The organism is Bradyrhizobium sp. USDA 4501 (genome assembly GCF_054062115.1).
This window is the reverse complement of sequence record NZ_JBSSEX010000001.1, coordinates 4,278,879-4,296,941: the sequence shown is the minus strand read 5'-3', so window position 1 is coordinate 4,296,941 and position 18,063 is coordinate 4,278,879. Positions and strand designations below refer to the sequence as shown.

General features: G+C 66.1%; 12 protein-coding genes and 1 pseudogene. 11 read left to right on the top strand and 2 right to left on the bottom strand.

The genetic code is table 11. The features are described 5' to 3' along the window. Nucleotides 1-42: 42 nt before the first annotated feature. On the top strand, nt 43-903 hold the full coding sequence (locus tag ACVWZM_RS19775) for an AraC family transcriptional regulator (protein WP_057021096.1): 861 nt from the start codon (nt 43-45) through the stop codon (nt 901-903). Nucleotides 904-1,147: 244 nt separating this feature from the next. Here the strand turns inward: ACVWZM_RS19775 and ACVWZM_RS19770 are convergent, their stop codons facing one another. Then, the gene (locus ACVWZM_RS19770; protein WP_057021095.1) at nt 1,148-1,822 is read right to left on the bottom strand and encodes a Crp/Fnr family transcriptional regulator; all 675 of its coding nucleotides are present in this window, start codon (nt 1,820-1,822) and stop codon (nt 1,148-1,150) included. Between the two features lie 211 nt (nt 1,823-2,033). On the opposite strand from ACVWZM_RS19770, the gene ACVWZM_RS19765 reads away from it, so the two are divergent. From ACVWZM_RS19765 to ACVWZM_RS19750, 4 genes and pseudogenes are all read left to right on the top strand, one after another. Beyond that, nucleotides 2,034-4,082 carry an AsmA family protein gene (locus ACVWZM_RS19765; protein ID WP_456854330.1) on the top strand — a complete coding sequence of 683 codons (2,049 nt, stop codon included), beginning with the start codon at nt 2,034-2,036 and terminating at the stop codon, nt 4,080-4,082. Between the two features lie 129 nt (nt 4,083-4,211). Further along, nucleotides 4,212-6,651: pseudogene (locus ACVWZM_RS19760) on the top strand (adenylate/guanylate cyclase domain-containing protein). A 377-nt stretch (nt 6,652-7,028) separates the two neighbouring features. Beyond that, nucleotides 7,029-7,925 carry an alpha/beta fold hydrolase gene (locus ACVWZM_RS19755; RefSeq protein WP_456854328.1) on the top strand — a complete coding sequence of 299 codons (897 nt, stop codon included), beginning with the start codon at nt 7,029-7,031 and terminating at the stop codon, nt 7,923-7,925. A 7-nt stretch (nt 7,926-7,932) separates the two neighbouring features. Next, complete coding sequence (locus tag ACVWZM_RS19750; RefSeq protein ID WP_076834752.1) at nt 7,933-8,811, top strand: efflux RND transporter periplasmic adaptor subunit; 879 nt, start codon at nt 7,933-7,935, stop codon at nt 8,809-8,811. A gap of 208 nt (nt 8,812-9,019) precedes the next feature. Here ACVWZM_RS19750 and ACVWZM_RS19745 read toward each other — a convergent pair whose 3' ends face one another. Beyond that, complete coding sequence (locus ACVWZM_RS19745) at nt 9,020-9,871, bottom strand: caspase family protein (RefSeq protein WP_057021090.1); 852 nt, start codon at nt 9,869-9,871, stop codon at nt 9,020-9,022. A gap of 372 nt (nt 9,872-10,243) precedes the next feature. Between ACVWZM_RS19745 and ACVWZM_RS19740 the strand changes: the two genes are divergently transcribed. From ACVWZM_RS19740 to ACVWZM_RS19715, 6 genes are all read left to right on the top strand, one after another. Continuing rightward, a complete protein-coding gene (locus tag ACVWZM_RS19740) occupies nt 10,244-11,971 on the top strand; it encodes a hypothetical protein (protein ID WP_168859253.1) in 1,728 nt (575 codons plus the stop codon). 472 nt (nt 11,972-12,443) lie between these two features. After that, on the top strand, nt 12,444-13,169 hold the full coding sequence (locus ACVWZM_RS19735; RefSeq protein ID WP_016845489.1) for a thermonuclease family protein: 726 nt from the start codon (nt 12,444-12,446) through the stop codon (nt 13,167-13,169). A 144-nt stretch (nt 13,170-13,313) separates the two neighbouring features. Next, nucleotides 13,314-14,147, top strand: a complete 834-nt coding sequence (locus ACVWZM_RS19730) for an LssY C-terminal domain-containing protein (protein ID WP_229191476.1) — start codon at nt 13,314-13,316, stop codon at nt 14,145-14,147. Nucleotides 14,148-14,278: 131 nt separating this feature from the next. Beyond that, nucleotides 14,279-15,463: a pyridoxal-phosphate-dependent aminotransferase family protein gene (locus ACVWZM_RS19725; protein WP_057021087.1), complete on the top strand. Its 1,185-nt coding sequence runs from the start codon at nt 14,279-14,281 to the stop codon at nt 15,461-15,463. A 319-nt stretch (nt 15,464-15,782) separates the two neighbouring features. Beyond that, the gene (locus ACVWZM_RS19720) at nt 15,783-16,835 is read left to right on the top strand and encodes an ABC transporter ATP-binding protein (protein WP_456856716.1); all 1,053 of its coding nucleotides are present in this window, start codon (nt 15,783-15,785) and stop codon (nt 16,833-16,835) included. A 22-nt stretch (nt 16,836-16,857) separates the two neighbouring features. Further along, a complete protein-coding gene (locus ACVWZM_RS19715) occupies nt 16,858-17,922 on the top strand; it encodes an extracellular solute-binding protein (protein ID WP_456854327.1) in 1,065 nt (354 codons plus the stop codon). Nucleotides 17,923-18,063 lie beyond the last annotated feature (141 nt).

Genomic DNA, 18,063 nt, shown 5'->3' with positions numbered 1-18,063 from the left:
AGCACCCTGCGAAAACGACGATCGATCAGGAGCTCACGACACTTGAAAGTCGCAGCGCGACGAAATGACACCACCGGCTTGCGCGTTTGCCGCAAGCAATCGGGTCCCGCAGCCGCCGCGCACTATGCCGGACAGCTGCAACAGGTCGAACGGCCGCTCGCGGCGATGGCGGCCTCCTATCCGAACGAAAGCACCAGCGCGCGACACGCGCACCGACGCGATCAATTCATCCTGCAGACCGCGGGCGTGACCTCGATGATGACCGAGCGCGGCCATTTCGTCGTGCCGCCCGGCCACGGCCTGTGGATTCCAGCCGGCATCGCGCACCAGTCGCGGGCATGGGGCGAGGTCGAGATCCAGACCATCTATGTCACGCCTGACCGCATCAGGAATGCTCCGGCGACATGCCGCCTGATCAGGGTCTCCGCGCTGGTCGAGGCGTTGATGGAAGAAGCGGTGCACATGCCGACCCGTTACGATCCGGAAGGGCGCGACGGCAGGTTGGTCGATTTCCTGCTCGACGAGATCGGCAGGATGCCGGAAGTGTCGCTGCATGTGCAGGTGCCGCCCGATCCGCGGCTCGCCGCGATCTGCGAAGCCGTGCTGGTCGATCCGAGTTCCGATCTCACGCTCGACGAATGGGCCGATCGCTGCCAGCTCAGCCGGCGGACGTTGACGCGTCTGTTCCGGCGTGAGACCGGCCAGAGCTTTGCGGCCTGGCGCCAGCGGGTGCGGCTGCTCGAAGCGCTGGCGCGGCTCGGCGCCGGCGAGGCCGTCACCTGCGTTGCGCTCGACGTCGGCTATGAAAGTCCGAGCGCTTTCGCCGCGATGTTCAAGCGCGAGCTCGGCGCCGCGCCGCGCCAGTATCTGCGCTGGGCCGATGCCGAAGTGGTGATGCGGTAGGCGCTCGCGTCACGCATCTATCGAAATGCAAAACCCCTGCGGTCAACGGGAGAGACCGCAGGGGTTTGCAGGTGGATGGCGTGAGGCCAGCAAGGCTGGGTGTCACCCCAAGGACCGGCGGCCGGATGAAAGCGGTACCGGCCTCATCATGCAAGCACGTCTTTTAGGCAGGAGTGCGTCAACATCCGCAAGCAAAGCACGCGAGAGAATTGAATCTTCCCGCGCGCGTTGCATGCAGTCCGCTCTAGTCGTTGCGGGCGACCGCGGTCAGCTTGGTCATGTTGTGCAGCATGATCCGGCCGCGTTGCAGGTCGACGATGCCGTCCTTGCGCCAGGTCTGCAGCTGCCGGTTGACGCTTTCGCGCGCGGCGCCGACGAAGATGCCGAGCTGTTCCTGCGAGATGTGCACCTCGGAACCGAAATCCTCGGCCAGCGCGCACAGACGCCGTGCGAGGCGGACCGGCAAAGGCTGCAGCACGGATTCTTCCATCCGCTCGCTCTGCCAACGAATTCGCTGGCACAGCAATTCGATCAGCCTGACCGCAACCTTCGGCTCGCGCTCGAGGAAGCCGAGGAAATCCTGCCGCCGCAACACGAATAATTCGCTAGGCTCGCCCGCGGTCGCATCCGCGGTGCGGTCCTGACCGTCGAGCACGGCGACTTCGCCGAACAGGTCGCCGGATCCCATGAAGTTGAGTGTGAGCCGGCTGCCGTCGGAAGCACCGGTCTCGATCCGAATCTGGCCGCGGCGGACCCCAAACAGGGCATCGCCGGGATCGCCTTTCTGGAACAGCACCTCACCGGTCGCGAGTTGCTGGGTGTGGCAGAGGCCGGAAAGCCGCTGCAACTCGTCCGCACCGAGATCGGCGAACATCGGATTCATCTTCAGAATGACCGCAAATTCGGCCTGTTTGCTCATTGTACTGCCTTCCAAATCCATCCGAGCAGTCCCCTGACGCCCGGTTAGCAAAAATCACCCTCATAAGAGTGTGGGAGAGGTCACATAAGTTCATGCGGTAACGGATTATTTTTCCGGTCATTGGAGCCAGATCCCGCTTGCGGGATAAACTCGTGTGATCGGCCGTGACTTTCTGCAACGGAACCCCGCTCGCCCGGCCTGGAACAACGACATGAGAGCACTGAAATTCGCCGGGGCCGCCATTGCTGCCGTGATCGTGATCATTGCGTTGGTGGCCGTGGTCGGGATCCCGTCCTCGTTCCTCACATCGACCATCACCGATCGGGTCGAGCGCGAGACCGGCTACAAGCTCACCATCAATGGCGGCGCCAAGATCGGCCTCTGGCCGAAGGTCAATCTGACGCTGAGCGACGTCGTGTTGCAGGACGCGCGCGCGCGCGACGTCAACAACCGGTTCGCGGCAAGCAGCGTCGAGGCCGAGATGACGCTGTCGAGCCTGTGGTCGGGCCGGCCCGATATCACCGACCTTTCGATCGTCAAGCCGGTGATCAACCTGCCGCTGCAGCGCGAGCGCACCCGCGACCACAATCCGCCGGCGAAATCCTCCGCGTCCAACGGCGGCGGCATCACGATCCGGCATGTCAGCGTCAGCGGCGGTACCATCGTCTTCGCCAATGTGCGCGACCGGATCGAGAGCCGGATCGAGACGCTCAATGCGGACGCGACCATCGGCGACGACCGCAAGATCGTCGTCACGGGTGACGCACGCGCCGGCGACAAGCCGCTGAAATTCGAGATCCGCGCCACCGCGCCGCAAGCACCGCTGGAGCGTCAGAGCGTGCCGGCCGAATTCAGCATCGATGCGCCCGGCCTGTTGCCCGCGGCGATCAAGGCGAATGCGGAAGCGCGGCTGAACGGCACGGTGGTGATGTTCAACGGCGTCTCCGGCACGCTCGGCGACGGCGGCTTCACCGGCTGGGCCTCGGTCGATTTCGCCAGCAACAAGCCGCTGGTGAAGCTCGATCTCGACTTCCAGCACATTGCGATCGCGATGCCGCCGGGGCAGGCCGGCTCCACGCAGCCGCTGGGTACGAATACGTGGAGCAACGCGTCGGTCGATCTTGCCGGGCTCAACTATGTCGACGCACAGGCGCGCATCTCGGCGGCGGAGCTCGTGATCGGCGACGGCCGCTTCACACAGGCGGCTATCGATGCGTCCATCGACAGCGGCGTGCTGAAGGGCCGGCTCGCCAGTCTCGGCGCCTATGAGGGCACCGCCGATGGCGACGTCACCATCGACGCGCGAGCTACGAATCCAACCTACGCGCTACGGCTCGACCTCGCCGGCGTGCGCGCGCTGCCGGTGCTGAAGAACCTTGCCGAGTTCGACAAGCTCGACGGCAAGATGCAGGCCAAGATCGCGCTGACCTCGCAAGGCGGCAGCGAGCGTGCCATCGTCGGCAATCTCGCCGGCACCGCCTTCGTCGTGTTCCAGGACGGCAAGATCCTCGGCCTCAACGTGGCGCAGATGATCCGCAACCTCACCACCAGCACGTTGTCGGGCTGGCAGGAGAGCCAAGAGCTGTCGACCGATCTCAGCCAGCTCTCGGCCTCGTTCAAGGTCGACAAGGGCCAAGCCGTCACCACTGATCTCAACCTGATCGGCCCGCTGGTGAAGATGACCGGGGTCGGCACCATCGACCTCAACACCCGCCAGATCGGGTTCCGCGTCGAGCCGCAGCTCGTGATGACCACCGAAGGCCAGGGCCGGGCCGACAATCCGGTCGGCCTCGGCATCCCCGTGATGCTCGAGGGACCCTGGGTATCGCCGCGGATCTATCCGGAGATGCAGGGTATGCTCGACAATCCGCAGGCGGCCTATGCCAAGCTCAAGGAAATGGGCAAGGGCCTGTTCGGGGCGAACGGCCAGGGGTTGAGTCAGGGCCTCAACGGGCTGACCAATCTGCTCAATGGCGTGCAGGGCGGCGCGCAGCCCGGCAGCAGCGGCCAGGGCGGCGGCGCCGGCCAGAGCAACCCGCTCGGCGGGCAGCTTGGCGACACCATCGGCAATTTGCTGCAGCAGGGCCTTTCCACCCTCAACCAGAGCAACGCATCGCGCCCGAGCCGCGACCTGAGCCAGCCCGCGCCGCCGGCCCCCGACCAGGCCCCGCCGCCACCGCCCCCTCCGCCCGGCGAGACCGCCGAGCAGCACGACAGTCCGGCGATGAAGGACGTGCTGCGTCAGCTGTTCAATCGCTGATATTCCCGGATATCCCCCGCCGATATGAAGGGATAACCATGCGGCCCGAGCGGCCGCCCCGCCCCGCCGATCCGTGCTAAATAGCGGCGGATCATGCGGCGCACCCGATTGGGGGCCGGACGAGGCTGGATGAACGCGGCTACGGACAAGGGCAAGAACTGGTTCCTGCGCGGCGGCCTGTTCGCCAAATATGTCCTCGCGCTGGTTGGCCTCGTCGTGTTCGTGCTGGCGGTCAACGGCGCGCTCGAGACCTGGATCAGCTACCGCGGCATCAAGGGCACGCTGACGGACGCGATGAGCGAGAAGGCGGACGCCTCCGCCAAGCGCATCGAGCAAGCGATCTCCGATCTCGAACGGCAGATCTCCTGGGTGACCCGCGCCTCCTCCAACACGATCGAGCTGCGCCGCGCCGACTACGCGCAGTTGCTCGGCCAGGTGCCGGCGGTGAGCCAGCTCACCCTGATCAGCGGCCAGGGCCGCGAGCTGCTGCGGCTGTCGCGCCAGACCACCACCGTGAACTCCAACGCCGACTTCTCCCGCGATGTCAGATTCACCGAGACCATCGCCCGCGGCACCGCCTACGCGCCGGCGTATTTCCGCGACGGGCGGCCGTTCATGTCGATCGGCGAGCAGCATTCCGGCTTCAATGCCGGCGTCACCATGGCCGAGATCGACCTGCGCTTCCTCAATGACTATTTCGGCGACTCCCAGGTCGGCCGCCTCGCTCATGCCTATGTCGTCGACGGCAACGGCCGCGTGCTGGCGAGCTCGTCGAAGGGTCCGGAGGTCGGCAAGGACCTTGCCGCGCTGCCGCAGGTCGCTGCGGTGCTGTCGCCAAGCGGCAGGCCGATCGCCTCCGGCAAGGATGTCGACGGCAACGCGGTGCTGACAACAGCAACGGCCGCGCCGAACCTCGGCTGGCACGTGTTCTATGAGCAGCCGACCGCGCAGGCGCTGTCGCCGATCCGCGACCAGCTGGTGCGCATTGCGCTTTTGATCGCGCTCGGCCTCGTGGTCGCGATCATCGCCGGCACGATCCTGGCGCGGCGCATGCTGGAGCCGATCACCGCGCTGCGCACCGGCGCGCGTCGGTTAGGGGCCGGCGATTTCGGCCATCGCATCGAGGTGAAGACATCCGATGAGCTGGAGGAGCTCGCCGGCCAGTTCAACAGCATGGCCACCCAGCTTGCCGAGACCTATTCCGACCTCGAGGCCAAGGTGAAGGAGCGCACCCGCGACCTCGCGCAATCGATCAACGAGCTGAAGGTGCTGGAGGAGGTCGGCCGCGCGGTGGCGTCCTCGCTCGACCTCAATGCCGTGCTGCCGACGGTCGCCGCCCGCGCGCTCGAGATCACCCATGCCGACGCCGTGCTGATCTATGGCTATGACGCCGCACAGCGCAGCTTCAACCTGACGCAATCGATCGGCATCGACGCTGCGACCGAAGGCCATCATCGCGCGATCGATGCGGCGAACAGCAGCCCGCTCGGCGAAGCCGCCGCGAAGGGCGAGCCGCTGGCGTTCCCGGATCTCACCGACCAGCCAAATCATCCGCTGCGCGATGTCGTGGTCGGCGCCGGCTTCCACTCGGTGCTCGTGGTGCCGCTGGTCGATCAGCAGGGCGTGCTCGGCGCGCTGGTGGTGCTGCGTAAGGCGGCCGGCGACTTCCCGGCGAGCCTGATCGGCCTGATGAAAACCTTTGCGCACCAGGCGGTGCTGGCGATGCGCAACGCGCGGCTGTTCACCGAGGTGGACCAGAAGAGCCACGCGCTGGAAGAGGCCAATGCCACCGTGCGCGAGCAGGCCGACAAGCTGCGCGAGCAGACCGAGGCGCTCAAGGACTGGAACAAGTCGCTGGAGCAGCGGGTCGAGACCCAGCTCGGCGAGCTCGAGCGCGTCCGAAGGCTCGAGCGCTTCCTGGCGCCGCAGGTTGCGCAGCTGATCGCCTCGTCGGACAATCCCGAGGGCCTGCTCGACAGCCACCGCCGCGAGGTCACCGTGGTGTTCTGCGATCTGCGCGGCTTCACCGCCTTCACCGAGGCAACCGAGCCGGAAGAGGCGATGAACGTGCTGCGCGAATATCACGCCGCGCTCGGCAAGCTGATCTTCAAATATGAAGGCACCCTCGACAAATATGCCGGCGACGGCGTGATGATCCTGTTCAACGCGCCGATCCAGCTTGCCGACCACACCGCGCGCGCCGTGAAGATGGCGGTGGAGATGCGCGACACGGTCGGCCCGCTGACCGAGAAGTGGCGCAACCGCGGGCACAGTCTCGGCTTCGGCATCGGCATTGCGCTCGGCTATGCCACGCTCGGCCAGGTCGGCTTCGAGCAGCGGCTGGAATATGCCGCGATCGGCAGCGTCACCAACCTCGCCTCGCGCCCTGTGCGGCGAGGCCAAGGCCGGCCAGATCGTGGTGAGCCGCCGCGTCTACGGCATGGTCGAGCCTTACGTCGAAGGCCGCGCCATGGACGACCTCGTGCTGAAGGGATTCAATCATCCGATCCTTGCCGCGGAGATCCTGAGCTGGAAGGGCGAGCCATCAGCGGAAGCGGCGGCGGAGTAGTCAAGACACGGCTCCCTCCCACGTCGTCCCGGCGAAAGCCGGGACGACACTGAATATGCGGCCCCGTTTCTGATTCAACTATCAAACAGCCAAGGGATAGACCCGAGGGGAGAAGCACACGCCCGCATCCTCGCGACGCGATCGCGCCCGAGTCATGCGATCAATCCAGCCTCACACAGGAGAGGGCGCAGGGAAGGCCGGGCGCCGATTGCCACGAGCCTCAAATCAACATCCAGTGAATCTGATCACCTCCGCAATCACGATCCCGCCCCCCTCCCTCCCCTGCCAGGAATAACCCCTCCCCCGCATCGCTCGCGTCATGACGGGCGCGTGCGAACGCGCGCCCGGCGACAACAAGAACAAGCAGGATGGGTTTGATGACGGGTTTGGATGGGACGCACGCGGCGGCGTCGGTGGTGGCGCTGCATTGCTCGCTGGGGTCGGGACGGCAATGGACCAAGCTTGCGGCGGCGCTCGGCGGCGATCGGTTCATGGCGCCGGATATTTCCGGCTATGGCGTTGCCGCCTGCGGGCGCGACTGGCCACAGACGCTGGATGGCGAGATCGCGCGTCTCGAGCCCTGGCTCGCCAGGGCCGACGGGCCGATCCATCTGATCGGGCATTCCTATGGCGGGGCGATCGCGTTCCGACTGGCGACCGCCTTGCCTTATGCGCAGTACATCGGCAGCCTGACGCTGATCGAGCCGGTGCTGCCCACGCTGCTTCGTGACACGCCCGCCGATGCGCGGCTGTACGATCGCTTCGCGCGGATCGCGCAGATTGTCTCGAAGGATATTGTCGACGGCGCCGTGATGGAGGCGGTCGAGGCGTTCACCGCGTTCTGGGCCGGCTCCGGGCCGCGCGAGCAGTTCTCGCCGAGCGGGCGGCTGCGGATGATCGAGCAGGCCGACAAGCTGCCTTGCGATTTCAGCGCCGCGCTCGACCTCGACGCCGTGGCGGAAGCCGCGCGTGCCTTGAAGGTGCCGACGCTGCTGATCTCGGGCGGGCTGTCGCCCTATGTGACGCAGCGCATTGTCGCCAAACTCGCCGCGCTGATCGATGGCGCCGAGCTGCGGCATCTGCCGGGTGCCGGCCACATGCTGCCGGTGACGCATGCCGATCGGGTCAACCCGGAGATCCTGCGGCATATCTGGCGCGCCGAGGAGCTGGCGAATTTGGAGCTGGCGGCGAATGCGGGGCCGGCCGAGGCAGCGCAGGCGGCTGGTTCGGCCCGGCGGCATCTGGTATTCAGGAGGCCCTCATTTTGGGAATAGTTTGCCAATGATTTTGCCTCGCACGCGCGCCCCAGCCCTTGCCGCCTCCGCGCTGCTCGTGCTCGCGGCCTCTCCCGCGCTTGCCGCGGGCGAAGCCGACGCCGTGCCGAAGGGCGCGGCGGTGACTGTGCTGAAGGCCTCGAAATTCTGCTTCGGCAATATCGTCGAGGTCTCGGGCATCGTGCTGCCGCGTGACGAGCAGCAGATCCGGCCCGACCGTTTCGGCTTGAAGGTGGCGGAGGTGATGGTCGATCCCGGCGACACTGTCACCGCCGGCCAGGTGCTGGCGAAGCTGACCGATGGGGCCAACTCGGTCAACGTCACGGCGCCGGTGGCGGGCACGATCTCGGCGTCGTCGGCGATTGTAGGCAGCCCGGCCTCGGGCAAGGACGCGCTGTTCTCGATCATCGCCAAGAGCGAGTACGATCTGGTCGGCATGGTGCCGACCCGCGACATCGCCAAGCTGAAGACCGAGCAGACGGCGCAGCTCAAGGTCCTCGGCGCCGGCGATCTCGATGGCAAGGTGCGGCGGATCGCGCCGACGGTCGAGCCGAACAGCCAGCTCGGCCAGGTGTTCATCGGCATCGGCGCGAACAAGCGGCTGCTGGTGAATTCGTCCGGCCGCGCCCAGATCAAGACCGGGCAGAGCTGCGGCGTCGCGGTGCCGCTGACCGCGATCCTCTATTCCACCGCCGGCACCGTGGTGCAAGTGGTGCGCGGCGGCCGCGTCGAGACGCGGCGGGTCGAGACCGGATTGATGTCGGCCGGCCAGGTCGAGATCCGCGACGGCATCCAGGAAGGCGACATCGTCGTCGCCCGCGCCGGCGCCCTGCTGCGCGAGGGCGATCCGGTGCGGCCAGTCGGCGCCAGCGCGGATGCGAAGTAGGCGGCGCTCCATCTACAGCGTCGTCCCGGGCAAGCCAACGGGTCGGCGCAAAGCGCCGCCCGATGACAGGCTCCGCGCGACCCGGGACCCGTAACCACCAATGTGAATTGTCTGAAGAGCTGTGGCCACAGCGCGCTTCAACAATGCGGCCCTGTGGTTATGGGTCCCGGCTTTCGCCGGGACGACGTGTGGATAGAGCAAAGGAAGCTCAGCCGCCGAGCTTGATGTCTTCCAGCAGCGAGGACGACACGCTCGGCACCTGCTCGCCTTCGCTCGCGCGCGAGATCGCGACGCGGGTCTTGTTGAAGGCGCTTTCGGCGCCGGCCTGGGCGTTGAGGTTGTTGAGCAGCTCGGAGACCAGCACGCTGTTCGGCGCCTTGCTATCGTCGGCGACCTTGCCCGGCGTCGCCGAGCTCAGCACGATGGTGTTCTCCGGAGGGCTGATCGGGGCGAGGCCGTGCGAGAACGCGCGGAAGCGGCGCTCATAGGGATTGCGGCGCGAGGCGTCGAGCACGACGAGCTTGGCCTTGGCGCCGCGCTCCTTCATCGCATCGAGCACGGACTCGACGCTGACGCCGGTGCGCTTGACGTCGGCTTCCTTCCAGATCGTGGCATCGACCGGGATCATGTAGCTCTCGCGGCCGACCTGCACGCCGTAGCCGCCGAAGAACAGCATCACGACGGTGTCGGGGCGGATCTTGGCCTTCATGCGCTCGACCGCGCGGAACATGTCGTCCTTGGTCGCATCCTCGACCACGTCGACGTCAAAGCCCTCGCGGCGCAGCGCCGACGACAGGGTGCGGGCATCGTTGATCGGCTGGGCCAGCGGCGCCGCGGCGTCCGGATAATGGCCGTTGCCGATGATCAGCGCGAGGCGGGACGTGCCTGCCGGAATGCTGCCGGTCAGCTCGGTGGGGGCGATCTTGTCGCCACCCTTGGCGACATCGAGGGTGCGCTTGTTGAGCGCGGCATGGGCGCCAATCGCCAGCGACACCGTGCCGGCCACCGCCACGCAGACGGCGATGGTGCGGCGGGAAATGCGAAGCTGCCTAAGGTCCATAGCGTTCCTAAGTCCCAATTCTTATCCCGATGGCGCTCAAGCGAAGATCGCGCCAGTTAGTCGCGTCAAAGACGTTCAGGTTTAATGGGGTTGAGGTGTGTGTGCCGTTGAATTGAACTCAATTTGCGGCGCCGCAACAAACGCTCCTTTAACCCGGACGGCCGCCCGGGGCAACCCGAATTGCCGCATGCCGCCGCCCGGCAGAGGCCATTGACGCCGTTAAGATCCCGTTACGTGATCTCTGTCACATTTGTATTCTTCAGGGATTCATGTAGCTTTCCAAAGGCTTGCGGGTTTGGGGCAGAGCGACAGGAAACTCCGTCGGGCGGCGGCGTTAACCGGTTCCTCGGGAAAGGGGATTGTTTGAGCTTCTTGGGTCTTCACGAGATCGCAGGCGCGGTGTGCCGGTCGCTGACTGTCAAGAAGGACGGCCCGTCGCTGTACGATGTCTGCGACCCCGTGCTGCAGGCCTATCGCGGCGGCGATGCCCATCTCGGAAAATTCTACCGGACCGCGCTCGGCAATCCGCCGCTGCGCGCGCTGCTCCGCCGCACCGGCCTGCCCGCGCTCAACGATCCCGACCGCCTCTCCGGCCTGCGCGCGGCGCTCACCGCGGCGCGCGACGTCGAGACGCCGGACTGGGCCGCGATCGGCACGCCCGTCGCAGTATTGATGGACGGTATCGGTGTGCGCCATCCGGCACCGCCCGCCGCGACCGCACCTGGCCGCCCGCCGGAGATCGCCGAGATCGACCGCGTGATCCGCCTGACCGGCGCGCATCTGTTGCGCTCGTTCGGCAGGAACGGCTTCATCCCGACCTATGCCGCCTTCAACCTGATCGGCGACCCCGACGTCGGCGGGCGCGAGCTGCTGATGGCGCTGACCGGGCTGAACGCGCGCGGCTACAAGAACTCGACCTTGCTGTTCAATCTGGCGCGGATCTTCATCGCGCATTCGCCGGCGCGCGCGCTGATCAACCCGGCCTGGCGCGGCATCGCCGAGCCGATGTGGGAGCCGGTGCAGATCCGCCACCGCTCGGCCTATTACGACGCCTTCTTCACCGAGGCGCTGCTCGGCTTCGTCGAGACCGGGCTTGCCTCGCCGGATGAAGCTGTTACCGCGCGGCGCGCGATCGCCGACATGGTGGACTTCTGCCTCAAGACCAGCGCCGAGGAGGTGCCGTCGCATGACGGCTCGACGGTGAAGGTCATCACCGCGCTGGCGCCGGGCCGGCATCCGCGCTTCTCGCGCTTCTTCGCCCAGATCAAGCAGGATCTCGGCTTCGGCATCTATGTGCCGGACTGCGACACCACGGCGTGCTCGTTCTCGGCCGCGACCCAGGCCGGCTCCGACGACCCGATCCTGCAGCAGCCGCTGCTCGACTTCTACCACGGCTACCAGGTGCGATCGGGCGCCAACGAGCCGCGTGTCACCGTGCCGCTCAACGATCATCTTGACTACGAGGGCGGCGTCGTCACCTGGATCGACAATCTCGCCGGCGAGCGGCCCTATGGCAACGACCTCGATCCGACGCTGAATCTCGACATCCTCGAGGTCTCGTTCCGCAACCTCGCCCGCTGGCAGATCATCGAGACGCCGCAGCGGCTGGAGACCGTGCATCGCATCATCGCCTTCCAGAAGAATCTGGTCGAAAGCGGCGCGTTTAAAAATCCGCGCTCGCACATCTATTATCTGCCCGAGCTCTATTCGGCCTATTTCGGCCGCTGCTATGCCGCCTTCGTCGCGCTGCCGCTGGCGGCGCAGCGCATCATCGATCCCGGCAACGTGTTCGCGCTGATCCGCGCCCGCGTGCTCGGCTATGTCACGCACGAGCTGATCGCCCACGAGATGAACCCGTTCGACGCCGCGCTGGCGCTGATGGCGCTGGCGCATCTCGGCGCCGAGGTCTCGACCTTCACGCCGGCGCTGCACTGCATCGTGCAGGGCCTCGGCGAGGGCGGCCGCAAGGGGCCCTACCGGGCCTATGAGTGGAATAAGATGAAGACGCCAACCCGCATCCTGGTCGGCGGGCCGGAGGTGACCTCGGCGTTCGTGCTGATGGCGCTGGCGCTGGCGAAGCGACGAATGGCCGCGGTGTAGTTTCGTAGCCCGGATGGAGCGCAACGTAATCCGGGGTGTTGCCCGCCGACAAAGATTCCCGGATTGCGCGGAGCTCCATCCGGGCTACGGATAAAGACCAACGCCTCGTTGATACCCGATGACGCTGCGCTCTACTCATCCGGGCTGCGGGACTTCACCCTCCCCTGGAGGGGGAGGGTCGTATCGCGTCGCGCGAAGCAAGATGCGATATGGGGTGGGGTGATCTCTCAACACGGGCACTGCTCAAGTGGACAGACCTTCACCCCACCTCGGCTCGCATTGCGCTGCGCTTCATGCGACCCGATCCTCCCCCTCCAGGGGAGGATGGCGGACATCGGGGATGACGCGAAGTTGAAACTGGCGGAAACGCAACAGCACTGGCACGGTTGCCCAATTGCCCGCACAATCGTTGGGCACTGACCACTGCACGCTAAAAGCCATTTGAACGATAAGAACCTGGCCGGGAACGCCGATGTTCAAGACGCTGCTCACCGCGGGCCTGCTGCTCTCGCTGCCGACGCTGGCTGTCGCCGCCGACATCACCGGCGTGCCGAAGATCCGCGACGGCGACCAGCTCATGATCGGCAGCGTCCGCATCCGGCTCGCAGGCGTCGACGCGCCGTCGACCGACCAGCTTTGCCTCAACACCAAAGGCGAGCGCTGGACCTGCGGCGTCGCGGCGCGCGACGAGCTGATCAAGCATGCCGGCAGCAAGAGCTGGACCTGCCACGCCCGCTCGGTCGATCGTCGCGGCCGCACCATCGCGCGCTGCGAGGTCGACGGCGAGGACATCCAGAAATGGCTGGTCGCGAGCGGCTGGGCGCTGGCCTACACCCGCGCCTCGCATGACTACGAAGCCGACGAGAAGGCCGCGCGTGAGGCAAAAGCCGGGATGTGGCAGGGCGCCTTCATCGCGCCGTGGGACTGGCGGGTGCGCAACAAGAAGACCACCGTGCTCGGCGCGGTGAAGCCGCCGGATGGCGCCAATGCGATCCTGCTCGCCTCGGCCTCCGGCCCGGTGGCGCCCTCGCCCGACTGCACCATCAAGGGCAACGTCAACCGCTCCGGTGAATGCATCTTTCACCAGCGGACCAGTCGCTGGTACGCCAAGATCGAAATGAAGATCAGCAAGGGCACGCGCTGGTTCTGCTCGGTCGAGGAAGCCGAGGCCGCCGGCTGCCGCGAGACGCGGCGCTAGTCGGAAGTGCGATTGAGTTGTAGCCTGCGACGCTCTTTATGAAGAGAAAGCCCCCACCCGGATTGCATCTTCGATGCAATCCGACCTAAGAGCGAGCTTCGCTCGTCTCGACCCCCGCAAGCGGGAGAGGTGAAGGACCACGGCATGACCGATGTCGAGATCGATCCGCCTTCCGTGCGCCGGCGCAGCCGCCTTAGGCAAGCGCAGATGGCATTGCTGCTCGTCCTGGCGATCTACCTGATCGCAGCCTATCTGCTGCTGCCGGCACTGTGGACGCATTACGAGCATCAGAAGGGCCTCGCCAATCTGCCGATGGTGACGCGCACCGCGCAGGGCATTCCCGGCGATCCGATGAATGTCGGGCTGATCGGCGACACCAAGGATGTGGTCTGCGCGATGCACGAGGCCGGCTGGTTTCCGGCCGATCCGGTGACGCTGAAATCCTCGATCGAGATCGTGGGCAGCGTGCTGCTCGATCGTCCCTACAAGGATGCGCCGGTGAGCAACCTGTTCTATCTCGACCGCCGCGAGGATCTCGCCTTCGAGCGGCCGGTCGGATCGAGCGCGGACCGCCGCAACCATGTCCGGTTCTGGAAAGTGCTCGACCAGGGCGAGGAGAAACGTCCGGTGTGGCTGGGCGCTGCGACGCTCGACCGCAGCGTCGGCGTCAGCCACTACACCGGCGCGGTGACGCATCACATCGCGGCCGACCTCGACGCCGAACGCGCGCTGCTCGCCACTGACCTCGAGTCCGCCGGCATGGTCACCGCGAAATATCAGGTCACCGGCATCGGCCCGACCTTCAACGGCCGCAATGGCGGCGGCGATCCCTATTACACCGACGGCGAAATCTGGGTGCTGCGGCTGGTCGAGGCCTGCCGCAAGAACAACGGCACCGTCGAGCAGCTCCCGAGCCCCGCCGCGACCGAGTTGAAGGACCAGATCTGGCGCGCGGTCGTCGAATCGATCGGCAAATAGCATCGTGTCCCGCGGTTTTGGAAACGCTGGATTGCTTCGTCCTGCTCGCAATCGAAGCCGCGATGGAATAGTCTCCGCGCTTGACCCCTCACACGCATGATTTGCGCGCTTTATCCAAAAGGAACAGGACGATGACCGTTCGCGCGGGCCGGGAATTTCTGGCCATCCCCGGGCCCACCACGATGCCCGATCAGGTGCTGCAGGCAATGCACCGCCCGGCGCTCGACATCTACTCCAACGAGATGGTCGAACTGACTGAGAGCCTGCTGCGCGACCTCTCGAGGCTGTTCGCCACCCAGGGCAAGTCCTACATCTACATCTCCAACGGCCACGGCGCGTGGGAGGCGACGCTCTCCAACGTGCTGTCGCGCGGCGACAAGGTGCTGGTGCTGGAGAGCGGGCGCTTCGCGATCGGGTGGGGCCAGGCTGCGGCCGCGATGGGCGCCGAGGTCGAGGTGCTGAAGGGCGACTGGCGCCGCGCGATCCGTCCGGCCGAGGTCGAGGCGCGGCTGCGGCGCGACAAGGAGCACACCATCAAGGCGATCCTGGTGGTACAGGTCGACACCGCGTCCGGCGCCTATAACGACATCGAGGCAATCGGCAAGGCGATCAAGGCCGCCGGCCATCCCGCATTGTACATGGTCGACACCGTGGCCTCGCTCGGCTGCATGCCGTTCGAGATGGACAAATGGTATGTCGACGTCGCGATGAGTGGCTCGCAGAAGGGCCTGATGACGCCGCCCGGCCTCGGCTTCGTCGCCGCCAATGACCGCGCCTGGGACGCCCACAAGAAGGCCGATCTGCGCACGCCCTATTGGGACTGGACCGAGCGCGAGGGCAGCGAGCACTACCGCAAATATGCCGGCACCGCGCCGGTGCATCTCTTGTTCGCTTTGCGCGAGGCGATCAACATGCTGCACGCCGAAGGCCTGGAGAATGCCTTTGAGCGGCATCGCCTGCTCGGCGAAGCGGTGCGCCGCGCGGTCGCGGTCTGGGGTGAAGGACAGGTGCTCGGCTTCAACATCGCCGAGCCCGCCGAGCGTTCCAACACCGTGACGACGGTGACCGTGAAGGGCGCCGACCCCGCCGCGATCCAGCGCTACGCCAAGGAGAAATGCGGCGTCGTGCTCGGCACCGGCATCGGCGATTTGCAGGGCCAGGCCTTCCGCATCGCGCATATGGGCCACGTCAACGCCCCGATGATTCTCGGCACCCTCGGCGTCGTCGAGGTCGCGCTGACAGCGCTGAACATCCCGCACGGCAAGGCCGGCGCCGACGCCGCCATCCAGTGGCTCGGCGAGAACGTGAAGGCGTAGGCCGAGGCGGTCTGAGGCTTTAACCCGTCATCCTGAGGAGCCCGCCAAAGTCGGGCGTCTCGAAGGATCGACGGCCGCGCTCCCGCCGTGATCGAATCGGAGTGCGCGGAAGTAGCCGGGCCGTCGATCCTTCGAGGCTCGCTCCGCTCGCACCTCAGGATGACGGAAGAGTGGTCGGGGAATAGCGCAACGAAGAGGTGCCACGACTTTTTGACGGGGCACGAGCACTTTTCGTCGCCATCATTTTCCGCTTTACTGCCGGCAACAGCCGGGCACGGATCCCTGCGACACAACAAAATGGAGGGACCGCTTGGCATCGGTGGAATTGCGCGGCCTGGTCAAGCGGTTTGGATCGTTTGTCGCGGTTGATGATGTTTCGCTCACGATCGATCATGGCCAGCTGGTCTGCCTGCTCGGGCCGTCCGGCTGCGGCAAGACCACCACGCTGCGGCTGATCGCCGGGTTCCTCGAACCATCCGACGGCGAGATCCGCGTCGGCGAGCGCGTGGTGTCATCGAAGGCGCGCACGCTGCCGCCCGAGCAGCGCAACATGTCGATGATCTTCCAGAGCTACGCGCTGTGGCCGCATATGACGGTGGCGGAGAACATCGTCTACGGCCTGCGCTTGCGCAAAATGGATCGCGACACCATCGCCAAGAAGCTCGCCGCGATCCTGGCCACCACCAAGCTGGAACCACTGGCGCAGCGCTATCCGGGCGAGCTCTCCGGCGGCCAGCAGCAACGCGTCGCGCTGGCGCGCGCGCTGATCGTCGGCCCCGAGACGCTGCTGCTCGACGAGCCGCTGTCGAATCTCGACGCCAATCTGCGCGAGGAGATGCGATTCGAGATCCGCCGCCTGCACGACGAATATCGCTACACCACGGTCTATGTCACCCACGACCAGTCCGAGGCGATGACGACCGCCGATCTGATCGCGGTGATGAATGCCGGCAAGATCGACCAGCTCGGCGCGCCTGAGGACATCTATGCGCGGCCGGAATCCGAATTCGTCGCGCGCTTCATCGGCGCCGCCAATGTGATCAAGGGCACCGCGCGCGATGCGAACCACGTGGAGTTCGCCGGCGCAACGATCGAGGTGGTCGGCGCCACGCTGACGGCCGGCCAGAGTGCGCCGGTCGCGATCCGCCAGCACGAAATCCAGCTCGCGACGCAACCGCCCGCGGCGGCGCAGAACACGCTCAAAGCCATCGTGACGCGGCAGGTCTATCTCGGCATGAATCGCGACTACATGCTGGAGACCGCTGACGGCACATCGCTGCGGGTGACCACGCCGACCGAAACCGCAGTCGAGAAGGGCAGCGAGGTCTGGCTGACCTTGCCGCCCGCGCGCTGCCGGGCGCTGAGCCGATAACAACAAGAAACGGAGCGAGCCGATGCCGAAGCCGATTTCCAGACGCGGCGTCCTGAAAGGCTCTGCGGCGCTTGCGGTCGGCAAGGTGTTCGCGTCACCGGTACGCGCCGCCGCGCCCGAGCCGGTCGCGATCACGCCCGATCTCGTCGCCGCCGCGACCAAGGAAGGCAAGCTCGTGTTCTATTCGTCGATGGACCTGCCGGTCGGCGAAAAGCTCGGCAAGGCGTTCGAGGCCGCCTATCCCGGCATCACCGTGCAGATCGAACGCTCAGGCTCGGAGCGGCTGTTTCAGCGCGTGGCGCAGGAATTCGATTCCAACATCCACGCCGCCGACGTCGTCAACAGCGCCGATGCCTCGCATTTCATCCCCTGGAAGAAGAGCGGTTGGCTGATGCCGTTCGTGCCCGAAGACGTCGCGAAGCATTTTCCCGACAATTACCGCGACCCCGACGGCATGGCCGTGACCACGCGGCTGTGGCTGTCGTCGATCGCCTACAACACCAATCTGGTGAAGGCGGAGGACGCGCCGAAGAGCTTTGCCGACCTGCTCGACCCGAAATGGGTGGGCAAGATGGTGAAGGGCCATCCGGCCTATAGCGGCACCATCATGACCACCACATTCCAGATCGTGCGCGAGCTCGGCTGGCCTTACCTCGAAAAGCTCGCAAAACAGCGCGTGATGCAGGTGCAGTCCTCGACCGACCCGCCGAAGAAGCTCTCGCTCGGCGAGCGCGCCGTGATGGCCGACGGCAATGAGTATGGCATCGTGCTCTTGAAGGAAGCCGGACAGCCGGTCGAGCCGGTCTATCCGACCGAAGGCACGCCGACGATCTCTGGTCCCACCGGCATCTTCGCCGGTGCGCCGCATCCGAACGCCGCAAAGCTGTTCCAGGCCTGGCTGCACACCCGCGCGACCCAGCAATTCTTCGTCGACTTCACCGGCCAATATTCGCTGCACGCCCAGGTGCAGCCGAAGGCCGGCCGGCGCAAGCTTTCCGACATCAAGCTGATGAAAGAGGATCCGGCGGGGGTGGAAGCGATGACCGAAGAAATCAAGACGCGCTATGCGCGCTTGTTCAGGGTTTGAGCGATGAAGGGCGCGGTGCACACTTCCTTGCCTCGCCCCGCTTGCGGGGAGAGGCCGACGCGCATCGCAAGATGCGCGGCGGGTGAGGGGGACTCTCCGCGCATTCGGTGTCTGCGGAGGCAGCCCCTCACCCCACCCCTC

What these genes read in the sequence shown, in the direction of transcription:
- ACVWZM_RS19770 (WP_057021095.1), bottom strand. Translation starts at nt 1,822, where the DNA reads ATGAGCAAACAGGCCGAATTTGCGGTCATTCTGAAGATGAATCCGATG.
- ACVWZM_RS19765 (WP_456854330.1), top strand. Translation starts at nt 2,034, where the DNA reads ATGAGAGCACTGAAATTCGCCGGGGCCGCCATTGCTGCCGTGATCGTG.
- ACVWZM_RS19755 (WP_456854328.1), top strand. Translation starts at nt 7,029, where the DNA reads ATGACGGGTTTGGATGGGACGCACGCGGCGGCGTCGGTGGTGGCGCTG.
- ACVWZM_RS19750 (WP_076834752.1), top strand. Translation starts at nt 7,933, where the DNA reads ATGATTTTGCCTCGCACGCGCGCCCCAGCCCTTGCCGCCTCCGCGCTG.
- ACVWZM_RS19745 (WP_057021090.1), bottom strand. Translation starts at nt 9,871, where the DNA reads ATGGACCTTAGGCAGCTTCGCATTTCCCGCCGCACCATCGCCGTCTGC.
- ACVWZM_RS19735 (WP_016845489.1), top strand. Translation starts at nt 12,444, where the DNA reads ATGTTCAAGACGCTGCTCACCGCGGGCCTGCTGCTCTCGCTGCCGACG.
- ACVWZM_RS19730 (WP_229191476.1), top strand. Translation starts at nt 13,314, where the DNA reads ATGACCGATGTCGAGATCGATCCGCCTTCCGTGCGCCGGCGCAGCCGC.
- ACVWZM_RS19725 (WP_057021087.1), top strand. Translation starts at nt 14,279, where the DNA reads ATGACCGTTCGCGCGGGCCGGGAATTTCTGGCCATCCCCGGGCCCACC.
- ACVWZM_RS19715 (WP_456854327.1), top strand. Translation starts at nt 16,858, where the DNA reads ATGCCGAAGCCGATTTCCAGACGCGGCGTCCTGAAAGGCTCTGCGGCG.